This window comes from Actinoplanes sichuanensis (genome assembly GCF_033097365.1).
Taxonomy (GTDB): Bacteria; Actinomycetota; Actinomycetes; order Mycobacteriales; family Micromonosporaceae; genus Actinoplanes; species Actinoplanes sichuanensis.
In genome coordinates this window covers 6238247-6263450 of sequence record NZ_AP028461.1, presented here as the reverse complement: position 1 = coordinate 6263450, position 25204 = coordinate 6238247, and the positions used below count along the sequence as shown (strand labels likewise).

The following is a 25204-nucleotide window of genomic DNA, read 5'->3' as shown; positions in this document are numbered from 1 at the left end:
GACGCGTCATCGTTGGAGGCCGAGCAGGCTGTTGCCGTTGATGGCGACCCGGAACGGCTCGTCGAGGGTCAGTGTCTGGTCGCCCTCGGCCACCGCGTAGGTCTCATAACCTGTGGCTCTCGGCCGGAAGAGATGCAAGGCTGCTGATTCGTACCTGGTCATTTCCGGCTCGATCAGTAGATACCACCCGATCCGTGCGGCGGCGTAGAGCTGCTTCTTCAGGACGCGGTCCGTCGTGGTGTTGCTCGGCGATGCGATTTCGCATGTGAGCAGCACGTCGGAGGCCTCCACGACCGTCACGACTCGTGGACCCCGGGCGACGACGAGATCCGGCCTCATGATCGTGCCGGTGGACAGGCGAACGTTCATGTCGGTGAGGATCCAGAACTCGGCCGCGTCGGCGGCGGGTAGGAGGCCCGCCGAGAGCCGAACGCTGATCTGTTGATGCGGTGCGTTCGGTCGAGGTGTCACCTGGAGGCTTCCATCGAGCAACTCGATCCGGTGGCTCGCGGCATCGAGCGCGAGAAACTCCACCTCGGTCCAGGGGCCCGAGTGGTCGTCGAAGGAGGCCGGCGGAGTCTCGCAAGCGCTCATGCCGCCCTGGTCGTACACCGACTAGGCCCTAGTCAAGTTGGTTCGGGTCAACGGGGGATCGGCTGGATCGCGGCCCGGGCGGCGGTGGCCAGGCGCTCGGCGACCTCGGCGTGGTCGGTGGTGATCAGACCGACGGTCACCCGCAGGTGGGGTTCGGCGGCCGGACCGACCGTGAACGCGGTGCCGGCCGCCGCCCCGATCCCGGCGCTGGCCAGGCTCAGCAGGGCGGCCTGTTCGTCGGCGACCGGCAGCCACAGGTTGAGGCCCTCGCCCGACGGCAGCACGATCCCGGCCGACGCCAGTGCCGAGGTGACCAGCCGGCGGCGACGGGTGTACTCGTCGCGGGCGGCGGCCACCGCGGCGATCGAGGCCGGGGCGGTGAGCAGGGTGAGCAGCAGGTGCTGGAGGAGCCGGCTGGTCCAGCCCTGGCCGAGCAGCCGCCGCTCCAGGATCGGGTCGAGGACCGTCGCCGGGCCACTGATCGCGGCCAGCCGCAGGTCGGGGCCGTGCGACTTGGAGAAGCTGCGTACGTGGACGGTCTGCCGCGGGATGTGCGTGCCTACCGACAGCGGCGAACCGGAGGACAACTCGCCGGCCGAGTCGTCCTCTACGACGTACACCTGAGGGGTCTGGCCGAGGACCGCGGCGAGGGAGGCGGCCCGCGACGGTGACCACGACGCGCCGGTGGGGTTGAGGGCGCGCGGCTGGAGGAAGACCGCGGCGGGTCGCCGGGTGAGGGCGGCGGCGAGCCGCTCGGGGATCATGCCGTGCGCGTCGGTCGCGACTCCGACGACCCGGACGCCGAGCGTGTCGAGGAGATCCAGCAGCGGCGGGAAGCACGGGTTCTCGACCAGTGCGAGATCGCCGAGCCGCAGCAGGGTGGTGGCGACGTGGTCGATCGCGTCCATCGCCCCGTCGAAGATCGCCAGGCGTTCCGGCGGGTACGGCCACCGCTCCCGCAGCAGCGCCCCCAGGGCGGGCAGGACCGGTTCGTCCAGGTAACTGCTCGGCGCCGGCGACAACCCGTGCAGATCGGGCAATGGCGGAAGTAGCGCCGGATCGGGGACTCCGGTGGAAAGATCCAGTCCGAAACCCGAAGTCTGCCGCAGGGCTGCCCGATAACGACCAGGACCGCCCGCGCCGGGAGTGGCGACGACGGTGCCCCGCCGCCCGTCGGTGCGGATGGTGCCGGCCCGCCGCAGGAGCTGCCACGCCGAGTTGACGGTGCTGGGGGAGAGCTGCAACTCGGTGGCGACCGAGCGCACCGGCGGCAGCTTGAGCCCGCCGGCCAGGGCGCCGTCGCCCACCGCGCGGCTGACCGCTTCGGCCAGCCCGCGGGCGCTGGCGTCGGACAGTCGTTCCATGACGGCCTGGTAAAACATTATGTGACAGTACAATCGAGTCATTGTTCGGTCCAGAGTCGTCACATAATCTCGACACATGAATCACATCGCGCACTGGATCGGCGGCGCCGAGACCGCCGGCACCTCGGGTCGTGTCGGCCCGGTCTACAACCCCGCCACCGGCGAGCAGATCGCCGCGGTCGATCTCGCCGACGTGAAGGAGATCGACGCGGCGGTCAGGGTGGCGAAGGAGGCGGCCCGGAGCTGGCGCGAGGCGTCGCTCTCGAAGCGCTCCGCGGTCCTGTTCAAGTTCCGTGAGCTGCTCGCCTCGCGCACCGGCGAGATCGCCGCGATCGTCACCCGCGAGCACGGCAAGGTGCTCGCCGACGCGGCCGGTGAGGTGGCCCGCGGTCTGGAGAACGTCGAGTTCGCCACCGGCATCCCGAACCTGATGAAGGGCAGCTTCTCCGAGCAGGCCGCGACCGGCGTGGACGTCTACTCGATCCGCCAGCCGCTCGGTGTGGTCGCCGGCATCACCCCGTTCAACTTCCCGGCGATGGTCCCGCTGTGGATGTGCGCCACCGCGATCGCCGCGGGCAACGCGTTCGTGCTCAAGCCCAGCGAGAAGGACCCGTCGGCCTCGCTCTGGCTGGCCAGGCTGTGGAAGGAGGCGGGCCTGCCGGACGGCGTCTTCACCGTCGTCAACGGTGACAAGGAGGCGGTCGACGCGATCCTGACCCACCCGGACATCGCCGCGGTCAGCTTCGTCGGCTCGACCCCGATCGCCAAGTACATCTACGAGACCGGCACCTCGCACGGCAAGCGCGTGCAGGCCCTCGGCGGCGCCAAGAACCACATGATCGTGCTGCCCGACGCGGAGCTCGACGCGGCCGCCGACGCGGCGATCAGCGCCGGTTACGGTGCGGCCGGCGAGCGCTGCATGGCGATCTCCGTGGTGGTCGCGGTCGGCGAGATCGCCGACCCGCTGGTCGAGGCGATCGCCGCCCGGCTTCCCAAGATCAAGATCGGCGATGGTACGGATCCCGCCTCCGAGATGGGCCCGCTGATCAGTGCCCAGCACCGGGACAAGGTGGCCGGCTACATCGAGGCCGGTGCCACCGAGGGCGCCACCGTGGTGGCCGACGGCCGCACCGACGACCTGCCCGAGAACGGCTTCTTCCTGGGCGCGACCCTGCTCGACAACGTCACCCCGGAGATGACCGTCTACACCGACGAGATCTTCGGCCCGGTGCTGAGCGTGGTCCGGGTGGACACCTACGCCGAGGCGCTGAAGCTGGTCAACGACAACGAGTACGGCAACGGCACCGCCATCTTCACCCGCGACGGCGGTGCGGCCCGGCAGTTCCAGTTCGACGTCAACGCGGGCATGGTCGGCGTGAACGTGCCGATCCCGGTGCCGGTCGCCTACTACTCGTTCGGTGGCTGGAAGGCGTCGCTGTTCGGCGACACCCACATGTACGGCCCGGACGGCATCCACTTCTTCACCCGCAGCAAGGTCGTCACGTCCCGCTGGCCTGACCCGGGAACTTCGTCGATCGACCTCGGTTTCCCGCAGACTCGTTGAGGATCAGCTAGTGAGTACTGAATCGCAGGTGCGCGCCGACGACCGCGCGCACGTCTTCCACTCCTGGTCCGCGCAGGGCCTGATCGACCCGCTGCCCATCGAGAGCGCGCTGGGCAGCCACTTCTGGGACTACACGGGTAAGAAATACCTGGACTTCTCGTCCCAGCTGGTCAACATCAACATCGGGCACCAGCACCCGCGCCTGATCGCGGCCATCCAGGAGCAGGCGGGCAGGCTCGCCACCATCCAGCCCGCCTTCGCCAACGACAAGCGCGGCGAGGCGGCCCGGATGATCGCCGAGGTCGCCCCTCCCAGCCTGAACAAGGTGTTCTTCACCAACGGCGGCGCCGAGGCGAACGAGAACGCGATCCGGATGGCCCGCCTGCACACCGGCCGGCACAAGGTGCTGTCCACCTACCGCAGCTATCACGGGTCGACCGCCACCGCGATCACCGCGACCGGCGACCCGCGCCGCTGGCCCAACGAGCCGGTCGCGATCGGGGTCGTGCACTTCTGGGGGCCGTACCCCTACCGGTCGCCGTTCTATGCGACGAACGAGCAGGAGGAGTCGCAGCGGGCGCTTCAGCACCTGCGCGACACGATCGTCTTCGAGGGCCCGGCCACGATCGCCGCGATCCTGCTGGAGACCGTGGTCGGCACCAACGGCATCCTGGTCCCGCCGCCCGGCTACCTGGCCGGCGTCCGGGAGATCTGCGACGAGTTCGGCATCGTCTTCATCGCCGACGAGGTGATGGCCGGCTTCGGTCGGTGCGGCGAGTGGTTCGCGATCGACCGCTGGGGGGTGGCCCCCGACCTGATCACCTTCGCCAAGGGCGTCAACTCCGGCTACCTGCCGCTGGGTGGCGTGGTGATCTCCGACGAGATCGCCGAGACGTTCCGGGAACGCCCTTTCCCGGGTGGCCTCACCTATTCCGGGCACCCGCTGGCCTGTGCCTCAGCGGTGGCCAGTATGCAGATCTTCAAGGAGGAGGGGATCGTCGAGCACGCCCGTGCGCTCGGCGACGACATCATCGCTCCCGCCTTAAAAGAAATGTCGGAAAAGCACCCGAGTATCGGTGAGGTTCGCGGTCTCGGCGTGTTCTGGGCGATCGAGCTGGTGCGCGACAAGGCGACCCGGGAGCCACTGGTACCGTTCAACGCCGCCGGTGCCGCGGCCGCGCCGATGAACGCGGTCGCCGCGGCCTGCAAGGAGCGGGGTCTCTGGCCCTTCATCCACTTCAACCGGCTCCACGTCGTGCCGCCGTGCACGATCACCGCCGAGGAGTTGCGGGAGGGTCTGGCGATCCTCGACGAAGCCCTCTCTGTCGCCGACGAGTTCTGCGCCTGAAACCTTGGAATACGTAGCTGGAACGGGGTCAGATCTTCTGATTCCGTTTCGGTTTTGGAAATTACTTCGGATTCCCTTGCTAGCTCACTCGCCTGTGTGACAAGGTCCCTCCAGTCCGGGTGAGATCGCCCTAGACGGAAGGCCAAAATCCCTGTGAGCACCTCTGTTCCCGTGCTGCGCAACTTCGTCGCCGGGTCCTACACCGGCACCGAGGACGGCGTCACGTCCCCGGTGATCGACCCCAGCACCGGGGAGACGTACGCGCAGGCCCCGGTCTCCTCGGTGCGGGACGTCGAGAAGGCGGTCGCCGCCGCGGCGGACGGTTTCGAGGTCTGGCGGGACAGCACCCCGGCCGAGCGGCAGCGGGCACTACTGCGCATCGCCGACGCGATCGAGGCCCGGGCCGACGAGATCATCGCGGCCGAGGTCCGCAACACCGGCAAGCCGGTCGAGGCGACCCGGGCCGAGGAGATGGGCCCGATCCTCGACGAGTTGCGTTTCTTCGCCGGTGCGGCGCGGATCCTGGAGGGCAAGGCCGCCGGGGAGTACCTGCGGGACCACACCTCCTTCGTACGCCGTGAGCCGATCGGCGTCTGCGCGCAGATCACCCCGTGGAACTATCCGATGGTGATGGGTGTGTGGAAGTTCGCCCCCGCCATCGCCGCGGGCAACTCGGTGGTCCTGAAGCCGTCGGACACCACCCCGGTCAGCACGCTGCTGCTGGCCGAGATCGCGAACGAGTTCCTGCCGCCGGGCGTGCTGAACGTGGTCTGCGGCGACCGCGACACCGGTCGTGCCCTGGTCACCCACCCGACGCCGCAGTTCGTGTCGATCACCGGCTCGACCCGGGCCGGCATGGAGGTCGCCGCGGCCGCCGCCCCCGACCTCAAGCGGGTTCACCTGGAGCTGGGTGGCAAGGCCCCGGTGGTGGTCTTCGACGACGTCGACATCGCCGCCACCGCCGCCGCGATCGCCGGAGCCGGTTTCTTCAACGCCGGCCAGGACTGCACCGCCGCGACCCGGGTGCTGGTGCACGAGCGGATCGCCGCCGACTTCACCGCGGCGCTCGCCGAGGCGGCCAAGGCCACCAAGGTCGGACCGCCGAGCGAGACCGACGCGTTCTTCGGCCCGGTCAACAACGTCGACCAGCTGGACCGGGTCACCGGCTTCCTGAGCCGCACCCCGGACCACGCCGAGGTGGTCGCCGGCGGGCACCGGGTCGGCGACCGCGGCTACTTCTTCGCCCCGACCGTGGTGGCCGGCCTGCGGCAGCCCGACGAGATGATCCAGGACGAGATCTTCGGCCCGGTCGTCACCGTGCAGTCCTTCACCGATGAGGATCAGGCGGTCCGTTGGGCCAACGACGTGCGGTTCGGGCTGAGCGCCAGCGTCTGGACCCAGAACCACGGCCGGGCCATGCGAGTGTCCCGCCGGCTGGACTTCGGTGCCGTCTGGATCAACACACACCTACCCTTCGTATCCGAGATGCCGCACGGCGGTTACGGTCACTCCGGTTACGGCAAGGATCTCTCGATGTACGGGTTCGAGGAATACACCCGTATCAAGCACGTGATGAGCTTCAATGACACCCCCGCTCAGAGGTGATAGATGACCACTCCTCCCTCCACGCCGGTCCCCACCCCGGCGATCGAGTTCGCCGGCGTGCGCAAGGACTACCTGTCGCACGGTGAGGCGGTGCCCGCCGTCAAGAGCCTGGATCTGGCGATCGGACAGGGGGAGTTCTTCTCACTGCTCGGGCCGTCCGGCTGCGGCAAGACCACCACGATGCGGATGATCGCGGGCTTCGAGGAGCCCACCGCCGGCAAGGTCTTCCTGGACGGTAAGGACGTCACCGGCGTCGCGCCCAACAAGCGCGACGTCAACATGGTCTTCCAGTCGTACGCGTTGTTCCCGCACCTCACCGTGCAGCAGAACGTGGCGTTCGGCCTCGAGCGCAAGAAGGTCGCCAAGAACGACATCAAGCGCCGCGTCGGCGAGATGCTGGAGATCGTCTCGCTGACCGGCATGGAGCGGCGCCAGCCCAAGGAGATGTCCGGCGGCCAGCAGCAGCGGGTCGCGCTGGCCCGGGCGCTGGTCAACCACCCGCGGGCGCTGCTACTCGACGAGCCGCTCGGCGCCCTCGACCTCAAGCTGCGCCAGCAGATGCAGATCGAGCTCAAGCGTATCCAGCGCGAGGTCGGCATCACCTTCGTCTACGTCACCCACGACCAGGGCGAGGCGCTCACCATGAGCGACCGCATCGCCGTGATGAACAGCGGCCTGATCGAGCAGCTCGGTTCGCCGCGGGACATCTACGAGCGCCCGTCGACCCGGTTCGTGGCCGGCTTCATCGGCACCTCCAACATCATCGACGGCAAGGTCAGCTGGTCCGACCAGGGCTTCGCGGTTCTCGACAAGGCCCCCGGCGAGCGCGTCGTGGTGCCGGTCCCGGCGGGCGTCGCCGTGGGCCGCGAGATCGAGGTCTCGGTCCGGCCGGAGAAGATCGACCTGCACCGGACGATTCCGAGCAACGTCAACGGGAGCCTCCTTTCCGGCACCGTCACCGAGGTCGTTTACCACGGGACCTCGACGAATTACACAGTGGCGACCACCGCTGGAACCGACTTCGTGGTGTTCGACCAGAATGCTCACGACGCAGAGGACGTCGCGTCTCGTGGCGAGCGCGTCTTCCTCACTTGGGCCCCGCAGCACTCGTACCCGATCGGAGTCTGATGTTCCCCACCGATAAGCCGAGCCCCTCCCTCCTGCGAGGCATGACGCAGTCGCGGCTCGGTCGCCGTGACGCGCTGCGCCTCGGCGGGTTGTCGGCGATGGGCGCCTTCCTCGCCGCCTGTGGCGTGGAGGGCAAGGGCAAGCCGCAGGCCAGCATTGCCCCCGACGCCGTTGCGAAGTTCTGGAACGGCAAGACCCAGAAGGGTCAGCTCAACTTCGCCAACTGGCCGCTCTACATGGACCCGAAGAAGCCGGAACTCAAGAAGTTCACCCAGAAGACCGGCATCCAGGTGAAGTACGACGAGGTCATCCAGGAGATGGGCCCGTGGTTCGCCAAGGTCCAGCCGCAGCTGTCCGCCGGGCAGTCGATCGGTTACGACCTGATGGTCATCACCAACTCGATCCAGTTCGGCCAGTTCCGTGACTCCGGCTTCCTCGCCCCGCTGGACCACTCGAAGCTGCCCAACTACGCCGCCAACGCGGCCAAGTCGTACGCCGCCTCCTCGTACGACCCCGGCAACGTCTTCAGCATCCCGTACGCGTCCGGTATCACCGGCATCGCCTACGACCCGTCGAAGATCACCGACCCGGTGACCAGCCTGGCCGACCTGTGGAACCCGAAGTACAAGGGCAAGGTCGGCATGTTCAAGGACCTCCAGGAGCTGGGCAACTTCGGCCTGCTCGCGGCCGGTCTGGACCCGTCGAAGTCGGACGAGACCGCGTGGAAGACCGCGGCGGCGAAGCTCAAGGAGCAGAAGGACGGCGGCATCGTCCGCAACTACTACGACCAGAGCTACGTCGACGCGCTGGGCAAGGGCGAGGTCTGGATCACTCAGGCGTGGTCCGGTGACATCTTCCAGAAGAACGTCTCCGACGGCACGAACTTCAAGTTCGTGATCCCGTCCGAGGGCGGCACCATCTGGACCGACAACATGGCCATCCCGGTCACCGCCGAGAACCCGGTCGACGCCATCGAGCTGATGGACTTCCTGTACGACCTGGAGAACGCCACCACCCTGGCCGAGTACATCAACTACGTGTGCCCGGTGCCCGGCGCGCAGGCCCAGATGAAGAAGCACGCGGCCGCCGCGTCCGGCGAGGACAAGGAGTTCCTGCTCTCGGTGGCCGACAGCCCGCTGGTCTTCCCCGGTGACGCCGAGTACAAGCGGCTGCACTACTACGTCAACTTCAACACCGCCGAGGAGAAGAACGACTTCGAGCGGGTGTTCCAGCCGATCGTGCTCGGGTAATCGCATGGACCGGGTGAAACGTACACTCACGCCCTATCTGCTCGTCCTGCCCGGCGGGCTGTGGCTCCTGCTGTTCTTCGCGGTGCCGATGGTCACCATGCTGTCGTTGTCGCTGCAGGAGGGCGACATCGTCAACGGCTTCGTGTTCACCGGCCACTGGCAGAACTACACCGAGTCGTTGGCGGATTATCAGACCCAGTTGATCCGCTCGCTGGTGTACGGCGCCGTCACGTCGATCGTGCTGATCGTGCTGGCGTTCCCGGTCGCCTACTGGATCGCCTTCTACGGGGGTAGGAAGAAGGCGACCTACCTGTTCCTGATCATGCTGCCGTTCTTCGTGTCGTTCGTGCTGCGCACCATCTCCTGGCGGATGCTGCTCACCGACGACGGCGTGCTGCTGCACCCGCTGAAGTCGGCCGGGATCCTTCCGGACGACTTCCAGGTGCTCGGCTCGTCCAGTGCGGTCATCTTCGGGTTGGTGTACAGCTTCCTGCCGTTCATGGTGCTGCCGATCTACGTGGCCCTGGAGCGCATCGACCCGCGTGTGGTCGAGGCGGCGCGGGATCTGTACGCCTCCCCGATGACCTCGTTCCGCAAGGTGATCTTCCCGCTGGCGCTGCCGGGTGTCTTCGCCGGCGTGCTGATGACCTTCGTTCCGGCCAGCTCCGACTACGTCAACTCGGAGCTGCTCGGCAGTTCGGAGACCACCATGATCGGCCAGGTCATCCAGGCCAAGTTCCTGTCCAACTCCGACTACCCGTCGGCGTCGGCGCTGTCGTTCACCCTGATGGCGGTGCTGCTGATCGGTGTCTTCTCGTACGCCCGTGCGCTGGGCACCGAGGACGTCATGAAGGTGGCCGCCCGATGAACGGCCGCGGCGTCCGCCTCATGCAGGTCTACACCTGGATGCTGATCGGCTGGCTGATCCTGCCGATCTCGGTGATGATCCTGTTCGGGTTCAACAATCCGAGCGGCCGGTACAACCAGACCTGGCAGGGCTTCACGTTCAAGTGGTACAAGGACGTGTTCGCCCTGGAGGCGCTCACCGACGCGCTGGTCACGTCGTTGCTCGTCGCGGTGCTGACCGCGCTGATCGCCGGCGCGCTGGGCACCGGCATCGGCTACGCGCTGGGCCGCTTCCAGTTCCGCGGTGCCGGCGGCCTGAACCTGCTGATGTTCGCCGCGATCTCCTCGCCCGAGCTGGTGATGGGTTCGTCGCTGCTCAGCCTGTTCGTGTCGATGGGTGCCTCGCTCGGCGCGGTGACCATCACCATCGCCCACGTGATGTTCTCGGTGTCGTTCGTCGCGATCGTGGTCCGGGCCCGGGTGGTCACCCTGGACCGATCCCTCGAGGAGGCGGCGGCGGACCTGGGCGCGACCGGGTGGACCACCTTCTGGAAGGTGATCTTCCCGATCATCCTGCCGGCCGTCATGTCCGGCGTGATGCTCGCGTTCGCGCTGTCCATCGACGACTTCGTGATCACCAACTTCACCGCGGGAACCACCGAGACGTTCCCGCTGTGGATCTGGGGTGCCACCCGTGTCGGCCTGCCGCCGCAGGTGAACGTGATGGGGACGATGATCTTCGCGGCCGGCGTGCTGTTCGCGGTGATCTCCAACGTCCGCTCGCGGTCGAAGAAGAAGGTCGCCGCGTAACAGACGGTGCGAATCGGCCCGGCGCTTACCTCAAGCGCCGGGCCGATTTCTGTTAAGCCTGCGGAAATAGTGGTGGGATCTCTTGTGTGCTACGGATTCCGTGGGCAGGATCATGGTTACCTCTGGAACTAGTGGGAGAGATACCCGTGACAGACCGATCACCCGCTGACGTGGACGCACTGTCCAACACCGCCCGAGACCACCTCTGGATGCACTTCACCCGCCTCTCGGCCTACCAGAGCGCCCCGGTCCCGGTGATCACCCGCGGTGACGGCTGCTATGTCTGGGACTCCACCGGACGCCGCTACCTGGACGGCCTGTCCGCCCTGTTCGTGGTGCAGACCGGGCACGGCCGGCAGGAGCTGGCCGACGCCGCCGCCAAGCAGGCGTCCGAGCTGGCCTACTTCCCGATCTGGTCGTACGCCCACCCGAAGGCGATCGAACTGGCCGCCCGTCTCGCCGACCTGGCGCCCGGCGACCTGAACCGGGTCTTCTTCACCACCGGCGGCTCGGAGGCCGTCGAGTCGGCGTGGAAACTGGCCCGCTCCTACTTCAAGCGGGTCGGCAAGCCGCTCAAGACCAAGGTGATCTCCCGGGCCGTCGCCTACCACGGCAGCTCGATGGGTGCCCTGTCGATCACCGGCATCCCGCCGTTCAAGCAGGACTTCGAGCCGCTCGTACCGTCGACGATGCGGGTGCCGAACACCAACTACTACCGGCGCCCCGACGAGAACATGACGCCCGAGCAGTTCGGGATCTGGGCCGCCGACCGGATCGCCGAGCAGATCGAGTTCGAGGGCCCGGACACGGTCGCCGCCGTCTACCTGGAGCCGGTGCAGAACGCCGGCGGCTGCTTCCCGCCGCCGCCCGGTTACTTCCAGCGGGTCCGCGAGATCTGCGACCGCTACGACGTGCTGCTCGTCTCCGACGAGGTGATCTGCGCGTTCGGCCGCCTCGGCGAGTACTTCGGCGCCGACAAGTACGGCTACCAGCCCGACATCATCACCGTCGCCAAGGGCCTGACCTCCGGTTACGTCCCGCTCGGCGCGATGATCGCCTCGGACCGCCTGGCCGAGCCGTTCCTGTCCGGCACCAACTGGTTCGCGCACGGCATCACCTACGGCGGCCACCCGGTCGGCTCCGCGGTCGCGCTGGCCAACCTCGACATCATGGAACGGGAAGGCCTCAACCAGCACGTCCGCGAGAACAGCCCGCTCTTCCGTTCCTACCTGGAGCGCCTGCTGGACCTGCCGATCGTCGGCGACGTCCGCGGCGACGGCTACTTCTTCGGCATCGAGATGGTCAAGGACAAGGCGACGAAGGAGACCTTCAACGCCGACGAATCCGAGCGCCTGCTCCGCGGTTTCCTCTCGCAGGCCCTCTTCGAGGCGGGCCTCTACTGCCGGGCCGACGACCGCGGCGACCCGGTGATCCAGCTGGCGCCGCCGCTGACCGCGACGGAGACCCAGTTCGCCGAGATCGAACAGATCCTCCGTTCGGTCCTGACCGAAGCCCAGAAGCTCCTCTGACCGTCATCTCACCGCAGGCGCGCCGGTTCCGATCGGCGCGTTCTGCTTTTGTACGGCTACGAAGAGCACCGTCCCCTACACCGCGACGCACGGGTCCGGTCCGGCCCGACAGCGCGACCGCCGGGCTTATGCGGTGGTCCGGCGAGCCCCCCACCGGCGACCCGAGCCGTGCCGCCGTCTGTCGCGGGCGAGGTGAACCAGGTTGAAGACGTGTCGCCGTCTGTCGTGGGCGGGGCGGAGCCGGCCGGAGCCGTGTCGCCGTCAGTCGCGGGCGACGTAGACCCAGGCGGTGTCACCGGACGCGAGCGGCGCCGCGACCCGGTGGTAGTCGTCGACCTCGTAACCGTCGGCCAGCAGCAGCTCCGCCTCGGTCACCTCGAGCGCCGACCCCTCGACCGTCTCCCCGGAGTCATCGGTGCGCACCAGAATCGGGTGGAAGGTCTCGCCACTGACCGCGAGCACCTCCGGATCGGTGATCTCCAGCCGCTCGACCCGGAACCCGACGATCCGGTCGGCGCGCCCGTCCAGCTCACGCCCGAACACACTCCGCTGCACAGCCGGATCACGCAGGGTCCCGTAGGAGAACAGCAGCGCCATGATCACGATCCTATCCGGAGGCCCCGGGATGATCATGCCGCAGACGGTGGGCGCAGCGGGTTAACCTGCGGCGTGAACCAGCCGCCCGGCCTCCCCGATCCGGACCACCCGCGCACGCTCTCCGCGGCCGACCACCTCGCCTACCCCTATTGGGAGAAGGCCCTCGACCTGAACTGGGCCATGAGGTTCGCGGGCGCGCCGGGCGACGACGTCCCACCCGGATTGCGCGGCCTGGCCTGGCTGGCCGGCATCCACAGTGCCACGATGGCCAACGGCATGAACTCCGCCCTCGAGCATCTCACCCCGGAACAGGTGACCGAGGCCGTCGACTTCGCCACCCGGATCGGCCTGCACGACATCGCCGCCCTGATCACACTGGCCCGCACCGCCGAACCCTCCGACGACCACGGCATCCGCTACCGGCACCTGAGCCACGGCACGTCCGGCGACGCCGGAGCCATCCTCGAAGCGGTGCGCCGCGACCTGGCCGCAAACCCCGCCCATTGGGACCCACCCTAGAAGCGCCGCGAGGCGCAATCTGGTGAGGTTGCGGCTACCCGGGCGCAAGCTCACCAGATCGCGAGGGCGCAAGATCGCGGGATGCGGGGTCGGGCGTCGGCGGGGTGAGAGGGGCGGTCACGGGGTCAGTGAGCTCAGGAGGGATGCGGCGCGGGCCGGGTCGCCGGACTCGGTGGCGGCTTCGGCGTCGGCGATCAGGGACTGCCAGCCGTCCGGGGCCGCGCCGGCCGCCACCCGGTCGACGGCGACGGCCCGGGTGTCCTTGACGCCCGTGTGCAGGCCCCAGCCGTACGGGAAGAGGGGCTGGTAGGTCTCGTCGCCGACGTTGACCGGAACCTGATCGGCCGAGCGCGGCCAGGACACCGGCAGCCGCCCGGTGAACGGTTTCGTGCCGAAGAGCACGTCGGCGACGCCCGCGCCCTCGCTGCCGGGCAGCCACGACGCGACAAGCGCGTCGATCCGGCCCAGCTGGTCGGTGATCAGCTGCGGCCGCCCGGAGACGATCAGTACGACGCACGAGGAGACCGCGCCGCAGACCTTGTCGACCACCGCCCGGTCGGACGGCTGCAGGCTGAGCGACTTGGGTTCCCGCTGTTCGGCGGTGCCGTGCTTCCAGGGCGCGCCGCCGACGTCACCGAACCCCTCGGCGTAGGGCGTCTCGCCGACCACGACGACACCGACGTCACCGGCCCGGATCGGGGCGGACGCGTCGGCGCTGAACGTGACGTCGGAGGCCATCGCCCGGATGCCGTCGAGGATCGTGGTCCCGGGGATGACGTCGCCGCTGCGGCCCTGCCAGTCGACGGTTCATCCACCGGACTGGTTGCCGAGGTCGTCGGCGTTGCGACCGGCCACGTAGATCCGCGCGTCCCGGCGTAGCGGGAGCACGTTCCCGGTGTTCTTGAGCAGCACCTGGGAGGCGGCGACCGCGTCCCGGGCGAGCGTCCGGTGCTCGGCGGTACCGACCGGTCCGGTGGCCGGATACGGGTTCTCGAACAGCCCGAGCCGAAACTTGACCCGCAGGATCCGCTTGACGGCGTCGTCGATCCGGTCGATCGGGACACGCTCCGCCCGTACCTCCGCCTCGAGATTCTCTTGGAAGAGGGCCGCGGTCGTCGGCTCCATGAACATGTCGACGCCCGCGTTGACCGCGGCCCGGACCTGGGCCGCGGTGGGTTCGGGAGTTCCGGCCGGGGCGTCCGGCGGCAGCTGGTGGATGGCCTCCCAGTCGCTGACCACGAAGCCGTCGAAGCCGAGCCGCTCCTTGAGCGTGCCGGTGAGCAGGTCCCGGTCGGCGTGCATCTTGACCGGCCTGCCGGTCAGGTCGGTGCTGGAGAACGACGGCATGACGCTCCACACCCCGTGCCGCTGGACGGTGGCGGCGTACGGCGCGAGCGAGACCCGTTCGAAGTCGTCCCGGCCGGCGACGGTGACACCCTGGTCGATCGGGTAACCACTGTCCCCGGTGCCGTACCGGGTGTCGCCGTCCCCGGCGAAGTGCTTGACCGTGGCGACCACCCCGTTGCGCTGGAGCCCGTCGACGGCACTGCCACCGAGCCGGGCGACCAGGGCCGGGTCCTCGCCGAAGCTCTCGTACGAGCGGCCCCACCGTTCGTCGCGGGTGACGCACACGCACGGCGCGAAGTCCCAGGGGATGCCGGTGGCCCGCATCTCCTCGGCGGTGGCCCGGTACACCTTCTCGACCAGGGCGGAGTCACGGGTGGCGCCGAGGCCGACGTTGTGCGGGAAGACGGTGGCGCCCGGCACGTTGCCGTGGCCGTGCACGGCGTCGACGCCGTACAGCAGCGGGATCTTCAGCGGTGTGGCGAGGGCGGCCTTCTGGAGTTCGCCGACCATCGCGGCCCAGGACTCCGGGGTGTTCGGGGTGGGCGCCGATCCGCCGCCGGACAGCACCGAGCCGAGCCGCCACCGGGTGACCAGGGTGGGATCGCCGGTCACCTCGGCCCGTTCGGCCTGGGTCATCTGGCCGATCTTGTCGTCCAGGGTCATCCGGGACAGCAGGTCGTCGACCCGGCGTTCGACGGGCTGCCCGGCGTCGAGATAGACGGCCCCCGGAGAACCGACGGTCCCGGCCGACGCCGGGATGACCGCCACGGTCAGTGCCGTGACGGCGCCCAGCGCGGCGAGGCGGAGGTGTCGTCGCATCCGGTTCTCCTGGTCAGGGTTCTTCACGAGGGGAGAACGCGCGAGTGCCAGGTGGCGATATGCGGTTCTTGCCCCGGTCCGTAGCGGGCTGGCGCATGCTGGAACGACGGACCTTCTCCACGGAGCTGACATGGCCGTATTGCTGATCGCTGAGGACGACGAGGACATCGCCCTGGTTCTGGTCAGGGTGTTCAAGCGAACCGGAATGACCGTGCTGCGGGAATCGGACGGAAGGGCAGCGTTCGACGCCATCCTGGAGCACCGCCCGGACCTCGTGCTCACCGATCTGGGCATGCCGGTGATGGACGGCTGGGAGCTGATCGACGCGATCCGCGGCCACCCGGACGACGACATCAGGCGGATCCCGGTGGCCGTGCTCAGTGGTCACCTGCGTCCCGGTGAACCGCGGGCCGCGTCGGCGCAGATCTGCGCGATCATGCTCAAGCCGTGCCCGAACGATCAGCTGCTCGCGACCATGGGTGAGCTGGTGGCGATCGGCCCGCACGACCACGACGCGGCGGACAACAGGTGCCCGGCCGACATACCCGTCTCAGTATGAAAAAGTATAGAGAATCAGGAAGTGGGTAAGGCTTGGCACAGCCCGTGACCACGGGCCTGGCGTGAACAGGATCGGGCGGGTCATGGTGGTGCTGGACGAGGCCGCGGCCGCGCTGGACAACGGTGCCTTCCTCGGCGCCCTGTTGCAGAGCATGGACGCCGGGGTGCTCGCCTGTGACGCCGACGGTCGGGTGGTCTTCGCGAACCGGGCGATGCGCGAGATCACCGGAGTCGGCCCGGACGGCCCGCTGCCGCCGGACTTCGACGACCGGGCGTTCCGGCATCTGGCCACCCCCGACGCGCGGCCGATGACCAGGGCCGAGAACCCACTGCTGCGCGCCCTGCACGGTGAGCACGTGATCTCCGAGGACATCCTGGTCAGCCGGCCCGGGCACCGGGTGAGGATCTTCGACACCAGCGCGCAGCCGATCCCCGGGCCGGGTGGGCACCCGCTCGGTGCGGTCGCGGTCGCCCACGAGGTGACCGCGCTGCGCCGGGTCGAGCGGTTCCGCAACTGCCACATCGCCGTCGAGCACGTGCTGAAACAGGCGTCCACCGCGGTCGAGGCGGCGCCGAACCTGCTGCGCGCGGTCACCGCCACCCTCGGCTGGCCGTGCGCCGAACTGTTCCTGATCGACGACGCGACCCGGCTGCTCCAGTCGGTCGGCCACTGGGACGCGGCCGGTCTCGACCCGGAGGGCTTCTTCGGCCACACCCCGGAGTGGGGGCAGGGCATCACCGGCCGGGTGTGGGAGAGCGGCCGCCCGATCTGGGTACCGGACATCGCGCTCAGCTCCGACCTGCGGACCGCCCACGAACGGGAGCGGGTGCAGATCTGCCTGCGTCGCGGGGTACGGACCGCGCTGGCCGTGCCGGTCCGCGACGGTGGCAGCCTGCTCGGGGTGCTGACCTGCTACGCCGGCACCCAGGAGTACGAGCCGGACCTGCTCACCGTCCTGCTCGACGGGGTGGCCGCACAGATCGGGATCTTCGTCGCCCAGCGCCGCGCCGAGGGGCTGTCCCGTCAGCTGGCCCGGGCCCAGGCCGACTTCGTGGACCTGGTCGGACACGAGTTGCGTACCCCGCTGACCTCGATCACCGCGAACGCCACCCTGCTCGCCGAGGAGAGCACCGGCCTCGACCCGGACGTGCGGGAGATGACCCGGGTGATCGCCCGCAACGCCGAGGCACTGCAGCGGATCGCCGACACCCTGCTCGACCTGGCCGGGCTGGACTCCGGGCACCTGGGCCTGAACGTGCACGAACTCGACCTCGCCTCGCTGGTGGCCGACGCGGTGACCTGCCTGCGGCACGGCGGTGGGCGGCTCACGCTGGTCACCGAGGTGCCGGCCACGCTGCGTCTGCCCGGCGACCGGGTCCGACTGCGGCAGGTGGTCGACGACGTGCTGTCCAACGCGGTCCGGTACAGCCCGCCGGGCGCGCCCATCCACGTCCGGCTGCGCAGCGTCGACACGACCGCCGAGCTGTCCATCGCCGACAGCGGCATCGGTACGCCGGAGGGCGAACACGGCCGGGTCTTCGACCGGTTCTTCCGCGGCAGCAACGTCCGACACCAGGGCAGCACCGGCAGCGGGCTGGGCCTCAGCCTGGCCCGGGCCATCGTGCTGCTGCACGGCGGCACGATCCGGCTGTCCGACAACCGGCCGTCCGGCACGGTCGTCTGCATCCGGCTGCCGCTGGCCGGTCCCTAGCGGCAGCCGGCCCGGCCCGGTCTCAGGCGGCCGGGGTGATCTGCTGGCGGGCCAGCACGTACGCCGGGAGCATGGCCTGGTACTGCTTGTTGTCCAGCCCGCTGAGCGTGACGACGGCGATGCCCTGCGAGGTGGCCACGGCGAAGGCCCGCTCCCGCTTGCCGGCCGGCTCGGTCGGGCCCTCCCGCAGGTAGGTCGCCTCGACCGCGGTCAGGCCGCCGGCGTCGACGTCCCGGTAGGCGACATCCGTCAGCCCGCGGTCCGCACCCAGGAAGGACTCCAGGACCGGGCGCGGCTGGGTGGCGTCCGGGCGGGCGATCCAGACCCGCAGGAAACCGATCGGTCCGGCCGGTTTCGCGTCGATCTCACACGCCATCGTGACGTCGCCCTGCTGGGCGAGGGCGTCCATCGGGCCGCCGTCCAGCCGTACCGGCTTGACCCGCCATCTCTCCACCACCGGCAGCTTGACCGGCAGCGCGCACGCGGTGGCGGGGCCGGCCGAGGCGGCCGCGGTCACCTCGTCGAACCAGGGCGCGCCGGTCTGCTTCCCGGCCGTGCCGTCGCCGTCACCGCCGCCGCCCGAGCAGGCGGTGAGCGCGGCGGCCACCAGCACGGCGCAGGCGGTCATACCGATCCGAATTCGCAAGATTTCCTCCAGTGATCACTGTTCTCCGGCGGCCGGTACGGGTGGCGGGCGCCCGGCCGGCGCCCGCCACCCGGTGTCACCAGACCATGTTCAGAGCCCGGCCCCGCTCGACGACGGCCCGTTCGCCGTCATTGCGCGGCGCCAGTGGCCGTCCGCACCGCTCCAGCAGAACCGTGGACGGTGGCAGCACCCCGTCCAGCAGCGCCAGGATCTCGCCGTGGGTCGTCGAGGTGTACGCCGACAGCACGTGCCGGACGAACGCCTCGAACCGATCGGGGTCGATGACGTGCAGATCGTCGGCCCGGGCGGTCATCCCGGTCGGTGCCGCGTACACGTCCGCGACCACGTTGATCATCCCGACGTACAGGGCACCGGCCCTGCTCACCGGGCTCCACACCGTACGGCGTTCGGGTCCGTCCGCGAGGAACACATATGTCACGACGGCCACCGTATCCGGATGTCGACACCGGTCTGCAGCCGTAGCTGCGCGACCTTCTTCTCCACCGCCGGGCGCAGCAGGGCGGGGATGCCGGCGTCGTGGAAGTTGAAGCCGACCGGGGCGTTCTCGTAGTCCTTGATGAACTTCCGCGCCTCGATGTACTTCCGGATCTTCGGGCCGATGTGCGTCTCGACCCACTCGTCCACCGCGTCGGCGTTGTTCCACAGGTTCTTGGCCGACTTGTTCTCCCAGAGCACGCCGTCCTTGATCCAGTCGATGTCGGTGATCGTCCGGCTGAAGTCCTTCGGGTCGTAGATCTTCTCCTCGGTGTCACCGTCCTTGAGGCGATACTTCCCGTCCTTGTGGAGCTTCGTCTTGTCCTTCGTGTACGGGAACGCCTCGGGATCGTCGTAGTCCCATTCCGGGCAGTCCGGATCGGTGGCCGCGCTGAGGCTCATCGTCCGGCTCGCGACCGGGACCGGTGGCATCCAGGGGCAGCTGGGCCCGTCCGGCTTGTCCGGCCCCTTCTTGGACCGCTCGATCATCTCGGTGAACCGGTCGATGATCTTCCGGGCCCGGCTGCCGGCCCGGAAGAACGCCCCGATGCCGGTGCTGATCCGGACGATCGCGGCGGCGATCGCCGGGATCTTGAGAACGACCGCGGCGGTGGAGATCGCGTTGACCGCGGTCCACAGGCAACCCTCGATGTCGCCCTCGGTGAAGCACGCCTTGGCGTCGGTCCAGCCGATCATGTCGAGCAGGATCTGCCCGCCGTTGGCCTTGACCCAGTCGAGGACGTCCTGGCCGGAGATCTGCAATGCGGCGCGGTACTCGTCGACGCACTGCTGCCCACACAACCGGAGCAGGATCGCCAGGTCGTCCTCGCCGATCGCGGGTGGCCCGCCACCCGACATCTGGCCCTCGCGGGCGGCCAGTTCGTCGCGGCGCTGCTGCTCCTCGGCCCGGGTCGCCGCGTCCTGTGCCTGCCGGGCGTACTCGTTGGCGTTGGCCGCGGACTCCTCGGCGTCGTCGGCGGCGGAGTCGGCCCGGGTCGCGTACCCCGACGCGGCCTTGGAGGAGGTCTCGGCCCGGGTTGCGGCGGTGCGAGCGGCACCGGCGTCACGTTCGGCGTCGGTGGCCTCCGCGTCGGCCTGCCGGGCCTCGCTCTCCGCGGTGGTCGCGGCGATGTCGGCGTGCAGCGCGTCGAGTTGGGCGCTGTTGTCGTACACCGCGGCCCGGTCGGCGGCCGCCTGAGCCGCCGCGGCATCGGCCGCCGCCGCCACCGCCGAGGCCCGCGCCTGCAACGCGGACTGTGCGGCCGCCGCCGCGTCGGCCGCTGCCGCCGCCGCTGCCTGCGCGGCGACCTTGGCGTCGGCCTGCGCCTTGGCGGCCAGGTCGGCGGCGGCCTTCGCGGCCTTCGCCGCCTCGTCCGCCCGCGTCTGTGCGGTCGCGGCCTGCTGCTGCGCGATGGTCTTCGAGCTCTGCCCGACCAGGACGGCGAAACCCGCTGACGCGTCGGTCTGCGCGAACGGCGTACCCATGGTGATCGCCTCGTTGGCGGCGGTCACCGCCTGGGCCGCGGAGTCGCGGGCCGCGAACGCCGCCTCGGCCGCCGCGAACGCCGCGCCCGCGGTCCGGGCGCTCTCCGCGGTGGCCGCGTCGGCGTGCACCTTCGCCGCGTCGGCGTTCACCCGGGCGGTGACCGCCGCCTCGGCCGCCTTCGCCGCCTCCAGTTCGGCCTGGTCCGCGTGGTACGCGGCGTTCTCGGCCGCCTGCAGCGCGTCCGCGGCGGCCGCGGTGGCCGTCAGGTACGCGCTGCGGGTCTTGGCCGCGGCGGCACCCGAGGCGTCGGCGGCGGCACGGGACCGTTTCGCGGACGCGCCGGACTGGATCGCCGCCGCGCGGGCCGAGACCGCTGCCGCCGTCGCCGAGTCGGCCGCCGACCGGGCACTGCTCGCCGCGGTCGCCGCGTCCGCGGCGGCCGCCCGTGCGTCGTCTGCCGCGGCCCGTGCCTCACCGGCGGCCGATGTTCCGGCCGCGGCCGCGGCCAGTGCCTCCAGCGACCGGGACCGCGCGGCTGTCGCGTCCCGGTTGCGTTCCGCCTCGATCGCCCGGTCGCGGGCCAGTTTGGCGGTGTACTCGGCGTCCTGGGCGTCACCGGCCCGGGCGATCGCCGTATCGGCCGCCGATCCGGCACGGCTCTCCGCCTCGGCGGCCGCCGCCTGTTCCTGCTCGGCCCGGTCCCGGGCGGTCGCCGCCTTCCGGCGTTCCGCCGTCGCCAGGTCGTGGGCGGTGGCCGCCTTGTCCCGTTCGGACTCCGCGACGATCCGCTTGGCCCGCGCGATCTCCGACTGCTTCTTCGCCTCGGCCTCGGCGGCCACCGCCGTGGCCCGGCCGTTCCTGGCCCGGGTGGCCTCGGCCGCGGCAGCCGCCGCCTGCTCGGCCGCCGCGGTGGCGGCCGCCTTCGCCTGGGCCGCGGCCTCCTGGGCGGCCACCCGACGGAACTCCGCCTGCATCGCCGACTGCTGCACCAGCGCCAGCGACTGCAGCGCGGCGCCATCGGCGTTCGTCGCCTTGGCCGCGTTCAGCGTCGTCTCGATCGCCTTCTGTGCCGACAGGGCCGACGCCGCGGACGCCTTCGTGACCTGCGAGGACTGTCGGGCGTACTCCAGGCCCCGGTACAGCGGGGTCTTGTTGGTCTTGGCCGTGGCCGCCGCCTGGGTGAGCGCCGTGGTCACCGCGGTGGACTGGTTCTGGGCCGAGGTGGCGGCGGTCTTGGCCAGGTTCAGCTGGGCCGCGATCGCGTTGGTCGCCGTGGTGATGTCGGTCTTCGCCTTGGTGAAATGCGCCGCCGGCGGGTAGTGCAGGTCCGTCTTGGGCCGGCCGGCCCAGTACTTCTGCCACTTGAACAGCTGGCCGACGACCCAGGCCTGGCCCTGGGCCTCGACCAGCGCCGCGGCGGCGGACCGGACATCGGCCTGGGCACGTGTCTCGGCGGCGACGATCGTGTTGCGCTGGGCCGCGACGGCCGCGAGCTCGGCCGCCCACTCCTTACGGGCGGTCTCGACCACGCCGCTCAGCGGGCCGTCCTTGCGGTAGAGGAAGTCGGGCGCCGACGTGCCGTCCGGGTCGGCCGGCTCGCACGCCGCCCAGAGCAGCTTGACCGACTCGACCTCGGTGCGGTACTCCAGCGTCCCCTCGGCGGGCGCCGTCTTCGGGTAGCCGCCGAAACGCAGGAACCGGGCGATCTGACTGGCCGACCAGCCCTGCACCTGCCAGTCGGCCGGCGCGAACCAGGGGTCGACCGCCCGCATCTCGGCGGCGATGGCGAGCGCCCGGTCCAGCTCGGCCTGGGCCGGCTTGGCCGGGGCCGGGAGGACGAAGTACTTGTCGTCGGTCCGCTGCATGAGGAAGCGGTGCATCTCCTCGCCGTACTCGGGTACGTCGTGGAACGTCCCGAAGTCGTCGCCCCACACGGTGTACGGCTCGATGACCGCGCCCCACGCGTCGTACCGCGCGCCCTGCGCGTAGAACGCCTCCCGGTACGTGGTCTGGTCGGTCCAGGTGGCGCCGTTGAGCTCGGAGTCGACGAAGTCGTAGGCGTGTGACGCGACCCGCCGGTCGTAGGCGGTGCCCGCCAGCACCCGTCCGGCCAGCGCCTTCACCGCCGGGCCACCGGCGTGCAGGTAGTGCCCGGCGTAGCAGCGGTCGGCGCGTTCCCGGGCGGGGGCGACCACCAGCTCGCCGACCCGGCGGGCGTCCAGGGTGTCCTGGTAGATCCAGAGCTGCTTGAGGTTGCCGTCGGTGAAGGCGCCCGGGCCGCCGGCGACCTGCCCGCGGCCCCACTGCACGCCGCCGTTCGCGGCCGCCCACGGCGCCGTGTGCGTCCCGGCGGTGGCCGCGACGCCGTTGACGTAGAGGGTCATCTTTGCGGCGGCGGCGTCGTAGACGCCGGTGAGATGAGTCCACTTCGACACCGTCGCGGCCGGGCCGGTGACCGTGTCCCAGGCGGTGCTGTCGGCGTCGGCCCGGGCCATGGTGAACTGCCACTTACCGGCGGCGTCCAGCCCGATCCGGAAGTTCGACACCCGGTTGCCGCTCTGCGAGATCACCGCGGCGGTACGGTCGACCCGGTCGAGTTTCACCCAGGAGGCCACCGTGAAGCCGGCCGCCGTGTTCAGCGTGACCGGGGTGTCGGCGTAGTCGTCGGTGCCGTCGAGAGCGACCGCGCTGTTGGTGTTGCCGCTGGGGAACGGCTGATCGACGACGAGAGTCGGCCCGTTACGCAGGACGGCGTTCCCGACACCCTCGATGGAGCTGTAGAGCGACGCGGTGTCGCTGTAGTGGCTGATGTCGTAGATCGCCAGTGGGCCGGAGGAGCCGACGGCGGCCGAGGCGGCCGGAGCCGACTGGTCGGGCGCCGGGGCGGCCCGGGCCGGGACCGCCGTGTATCCGGCGGCAAGGGCGCCGGCGACGACGCCGGACAGACCCATGCGCCATCTTCGTGTTCGTGAGGTTCCGGATGTTGACACTGATGCGCTTCCGTTCTCTCGGACGAAAAGAACGAGACCCCCGTGCCGGTCGCGGCCAGCGGGGGTCAGCGCATCAGGGCACGCGGAAGCGGTGCGATGCCCGTCAGGTCACGTCAGCGGATCCCCCCGTGGATCGCCGATCATGAATCTCAGGCATCAGCAAACACGAATGAATTCCGGAACGTCAAGATGAACGTCGATGAAAGGCGCGGCTCTGACCGAAGAGTCAGGCGGCCCGGCGCCGATCGATCGCGTCCAGCAGAGCGGTCGCCCGCAGGCCCACGTTGATGCCGAGCCAGCGAGCCGGCTCCGGCTCCCAGCGGCGCGAGCGATGCCCGACCCACGGCAGGCGGGTCAGGTCGCTGTCCACCCCCAGGATCAGATCCGCGAGGGTACGCCCGGCGAGGTTGGCGGCGGCGACACCGTCACCCACGTAGCCCCCGGCCCAGGCGATCCCGTGGCGCAGGCCGACCGAGGGCATCCAGTCCCGGGGGATGCCGAGCGGCCCGCCCCAGCGGTAGGCGATCGGCGGGTCGATCCCGAACAGTTCGGTGATCGTCGCCCGCAGCGCCTCGAACACCTCCGGGACCAGGTCGTACTCCGGGCGGATCTTCGACCCGAAGTGGTACGGCGCACCGCGCCCACCGAACGCCAGCCGGTCGTCGGCGGTCCGCTGACCGTAGATGACCAGTCGACGCTCGTCGGTGAACGTCTCCCGCCGGGCCAGGCCCACGCGCTGCCAGAACTCCTCGGGCAGCGGCTCGGTGACGATCATCAGGGAGTAGACCGGCGCGATGTCCCGCCGGTGCCCGGCCAGGCCGGCGGTGTAGCCCTCCAGTGCCCGCACGATCGTGGGCGCGTGGACCGTACCCCGCATGGTGTTGATCTGTCCGGTCTTGATCTGCTCGGCGCGGGTGCCCTCGTGGATCGTGACGCCGAGGTTCTCGACCGTCGCGGCCAGGCCGCGGACCAGTTTCGCCGGGTGCAGCGCGGCGCAGTGTTCGCTGTAGACACCGCCGAGCACATCGGTGGCGTGGCAGATGGCCCGCGCCCGGTCGGCGGTGATGAAACCGGGGTCGCCCTGGGCCCGGCGCAGCTGGACCGTGCTGCGGACCAGGGAGAGCGTGCCGCCCTTGGCGTAGTCGCAGTCGATGCCCTCGGCGGCGGCGACCCGGCCGACCTCGTCGACGGTGTCGGCCAGCGCGTGGTGCATGGCGGCCGCCGCGTCCGGCCCGAACCGGCGGGCCAACTTGGCCTCGGAGACCGGGAAGAGTCCGGAGGCCCAGCCGCCGTTGCGGCCGGACGCTCCGAAGCCGCAGAACTCGGCCTCCAGGATCACGATCCGTTTCGACGGGTCGGCCTTGGCCAGGTAGTACGCGGTCCACAAGCCCGTGTACCCGCCGCCGGCGATGGCCACGTCGGCGTCCAGGTCACCGGCGAGCGGCGGGCGCTTCTCGATCGGGCCCAGACTGTCGAGCCAGAAGGAGGGGCTGTTCATAGGTTTACCGTGTTCCCCAGGCGTAGGTCTGTTTGGCGAGTCGCAGGTACATGAACGTGTCGGCCTCGGTGACGCCCTCGATGGTGCGCACCTTCTCGTTGAGGATGTCGAGCAGATGCTCGTCGTCGGTGCAGACCAGCTCGACCAGCAGGTCGTACCGCCCGGCGCAGATCACCACGTAGTCGACCTCGGGGACCTCGGCGATCCGGTCGGCGATGGTGCGCAGGTTGCCGTTGACCCGCAGGCCCACCATCGCCTGCCGGGCGAAACCCAGGGTCAGCGGGTCGGTGACCGCCACGATCTGCATCAGCCCGTTGTCCAGGAGCCGCTGCACGCGTTGGCGCACGGCGGCCTCGGAGAGACCGATCGTCTTGGCCAGCGTGGCGTACGACATACGGCCGTCACGCTGCAGATGCTCGATGATCAGTTTGTTCGTATCGTCCAGCGTCACGTCCGTCACGCCGCGATTCTTCCCTGGAACGCTTGACGTCAGCAAAGG

At 70.0% G+C, this 25204-nt stretch carries 21 protein-coding genes; 11 read left to right on the top strand and 10 right to left on the bottom strand.

What is annotated here, in order from left to right:
- Nucleotides 1-6: 6 nt before the first annotated feature.
- Both Q0Z83_RS28850 and Q0Z83_RS28845 read right to left on the bottom strand, forming a co-directional pair.
- The gene (locus tag Q0Z83_RS28850; RefSeq protein WP_317786364.1) at nucleotides 7-594 is read right to left on the bottom strand and encodes a Uma2 family endonuclease; all 588 of its coding nucleotides are present in this window, start codon (nucleotides 592-594) and stop codon (nucleotides 7-9) included.
- 47 nt (nucleotides 595-641) lie between these two features.
- Nucleotides 642-1958 carry a GntR family transcriptional regulator gene (locus tag Q0Z83_RS28845; protein WP_317786363.1) on the bottom strand — a complete coding sequence of 439 codons (1317 nt, stop codon included), beginning with the start codon at nucleotides 1956-1958 and terminating at the stop codon, nucleotides 642-644.
- Between the two features lie 76 nt (nucleotides 1959-2034).
- Between Q0Z83_RS28845 and Q0Z83_RS28840 the strand changes: the two genes are divergently transcribed.
- From Q0Z83_RS28840 to Q0Z83_RS28805, 8 genes are all read left to right on the top strand, one after another.
- The gene (locus tag Q0Z83_RS28840; RefSeq protein WP_317786362.1) at nucleotides 2035-3522 is read left to right on the top strand and encodes a CoA-acylating methylmalonate-semialdehyde dehydrogenase; all 1488 of its coding nucleotides are present in this window, start codon (nucleotides 2035-2037) and stop codon (nucleotides 3520-3522) included.
- A 10-nt stretch (nucleotides 3523-3532) separates the two neighbouring features.
- Nucleotides 3533-4870 carry an aspartate aminotransferase family protein gene (locus Q0Z83_RS28835; RefSeq protein WP_317786361.1) on the top strand — a complete coding sequence of 446 codons (1338 nt, stop codon included), beginning with the start codon at nucleotides 3533-3535 and terminating at the stop codon, nucleotides 4868-4870.
- Between the two features lie 153 nt (nucleotides 4871-5023).
- The gene (locus Q0Z83_RS28830) at nucleotides 5024-6475 is read left to right on the top strand and encodes a gamma-aminobutyraldehyde dehydrogenase (RefSeq protein WP_317786360.1); all 1452 of its coding nucleotides are present in this window, start codon (nucleotides 5024-5026) and stop codon (nucleotides 6473-6475) included.
- 3 nt (nucleotides 6476-6478) lie between these two features.
- Entirely contained in the window at nucleotides 6479-7603 is a 1125-nt protein-coding gene (locus Q0Z83_RS28825) for an ABC transporter ATP-binding protein (RefSeq protein WP_317786359.1), read from the top strand.
- A gap of 41 nt (nucleotides 7604-7644) precedes the next feature.
- A complete protein-coding gene (locus Q0Z83_RS28820) occupies nucleotides 7645-8853 on the top strand; it encodes a polyamine ABC transporter substrate-binding protein (protein WP_317786358.1) in 1209 nt (402 codons plus the stop codon).
- A gap of 4 nt (nucleotides 8854-8857) precedes the next feature.
- Nucleotides 8858-9721: an ABC transporter permease gene (locus Q0Z83_RS28815; protein ID WP_317786357.1), complete on the top strand. Its 864-nt coding sequence runs from the start codon at nucleotides 8858-8860 to the stop codon at nucleotides 9719-9721.
- Entirely contained in the window at nucleotides 9718-10509 is a 792-nt protein-coding gene (locus tag Q0Z83_RS28810; RefSeq protein WP_317786356.1) for an ABC transporter permease, read from the top strand. Before Q0Z83_RS28815 ends, Q0Z83_RS28810 begins: the two co-directional genes overlap by 4 nt.
- A gap of 146 nt (nucleotides 10510-10655) precedes the next feature.
- On the top strand, nucleotides 10656-12038 hold the full coding sequence (locus Q0Z83_RS28805) for an aspartate aminotransferase family protein (protein WP_378079185.1): 1383 nt from the start codon (nucleotides 10656-10658) through the stop codon (nucleotides 12036-12038).
- A gap of 261 nt (nucleotides 12039-12299) precedes the next feature.
- Here the strand turns inward: Q0Z83_RS28805 and Q0Z83_RS28800 are convergent, their stop codons facing one another.
- Nucleotides 12300-12635, bottom strand: a complete 336-nt coding sequence (locus tag Q0Z83_RS28800; protein WP_317786355.1) for a gamma-glutamylcyclotransferase family protein — start codon at nucleotides 12633-12635, stop codon at nucleotides 12300-12302.
- A gap of 72 nt (nucleotides 12636-12707) precedes the next feature.
- On the opposite strand from Q0Z83_RS28800, the gene Q0Z83_RS28795 reads away from it, so the two are divergent.
- Nucleotides 12708-13154 (top strand): hypothetical protein, encoded by a 447-nt coding sequence (locus Q0Z83_RS28795; RefSeq protein WP_317786354.1) that lies wholly within the window; start codon nucleotides 12708-12710, stop codon nucleotides 13152-13154.
- Between the two features lie 117 nt (nucleotides 13155-13271).
- On the opposite strand, the gene Q0Z83_RS28790 is transcribed toward Q0Z83_RS28795, so the two are convergent.
- Together Q0Z83_RS28790 and Q0Z83_RS28785 are read right to left on the bottom strand one after the other, a co-directional pair.
- A complete protein-coding gene (locus tag Q0Z83_RS28790; protein WP_378079186.1) occupies nucleotides 13272-13928 on the bottom strand; it encodes a glycoside hydrolase family 3 protein in 657 nt (218 codons plus the stop codon).
- Nucleotides 13929-13961: 33 nt separating this feature from the next.
- Complete coding sequence (locus tag Q0Z83_RS28785; protein WP_317786353.1) at nucleotides 13962-15320, bottom strand: glycoside hydrolase family 3 protein; 1359 nt, start codon at nucleotides 15318-15320, stop codon at nucleotides 13962-13964.
- A 130-nt stretch (nucleotides 15321-15450) separates the two neighbouring features.
- Here Q0Z83_RS28785 and Q0Z83_RS28780 point away from each other — a divergent pair, with 130 nt between their 5' ends.
- Nucleotides 15451-15879, top strand: a complete 429-nt coding sequence (locus Q0Z83_RS28780) for a response regulator (RefSeq protein WP_317786352.1) — start codon at nucleotides 15451-15453, stop codon at nucleotides 15877-15879.
- 61 nt (nucleotides 15880-15940) lie between these two features.
- The gene (locus Q0Z83_RS28775) at nucleotides 15941-17590 is read left to right on the top strand and encodes a sensor histidine kinase (protein ID WP_317786351.1); all 1650 of its coding nucleotides are present in this window, start codon (nucleotides 15941-15943) and stop codon (nucleotides 17588-17590) included.
- Nucleotides 17591-17612: 22 nt separating this feature from the next.
- Here Q0Z83_RS28775 and Q0Z83_RS28770 read toward each other — a convergent pair whose 3' ends face one another.
- The 5 genes from Q0Z83_RS28770 to Q0Z83_RS28750 form a co-directional block, all read right to left on the bottom strand.
- On the bottom strand, nucleotides 17613-18236 hold the full coding sequence (locus Q0Z83_RS28770; protein WP_317786350.1) for a lipoprotein: 624 nt from the start codon (nucleotides 18234-18236) through the stop codon (nucleotides 17613-17615).
- A gap of 76 nt (nucleotides 18237-18312) precedes the next feature.
- On the bottom strand, nucleotides 18313-18675 hold the full coding sequence (locus tag Q0Z83_RS28765) for a DUF6086 family protein (RefSeq protein WP_317786349.1): 363 nt from the start codon (nucleotides 18673-18675) through the stop codon (nucleotides 18313-18315).
- Complete coding sequence (locus tag Q0Z83_RS28760) at nucleotides 18672-23168, bottom strand: LamG domain-containing protein (protein ID WP_317786348.1); 4497 nt, start codon at nucleotides 23166-23168, stop codon at nucleotides 18672-18674. The genes Q0Z83_RS28765 and Q0Z83_RS28760 overlap by 4 nt, the downstream gene beginning before the upstream one ends.
- A gap of 265 nt (nucleotides 23169-23433) precedes the next feature.
- Nucleotides 23434-24705, bottom strand: coding sequence for an NAD(P)/FAD-dependent oxidoreductase (locus tag Q0Z83_RS28755; RefSeq protein ID WP_317786347.1), 1272 nt, complete (start codon nucleotides 24703-24705; stop codon nucleotides 23434-23436).
- 4 nt (nucleotides 24706-24709) lie between these two features.
- Nucleotides 24710-25165 carry an Lrp/AsnC family transcriptional regulator gene (locus Q0Z83_RS28750; RefSeq protein WP_317786346.1) on the bottom strand — a complete coding sequence of 152 codons (456 nt, stop codon included), beginning with the start codon at nucleotides 25163-25165 and terminating at the stop codon, nucleotides 24710-24712.
- Nucleotides 25166-25204: the final 39 nt, after the last annotated feature.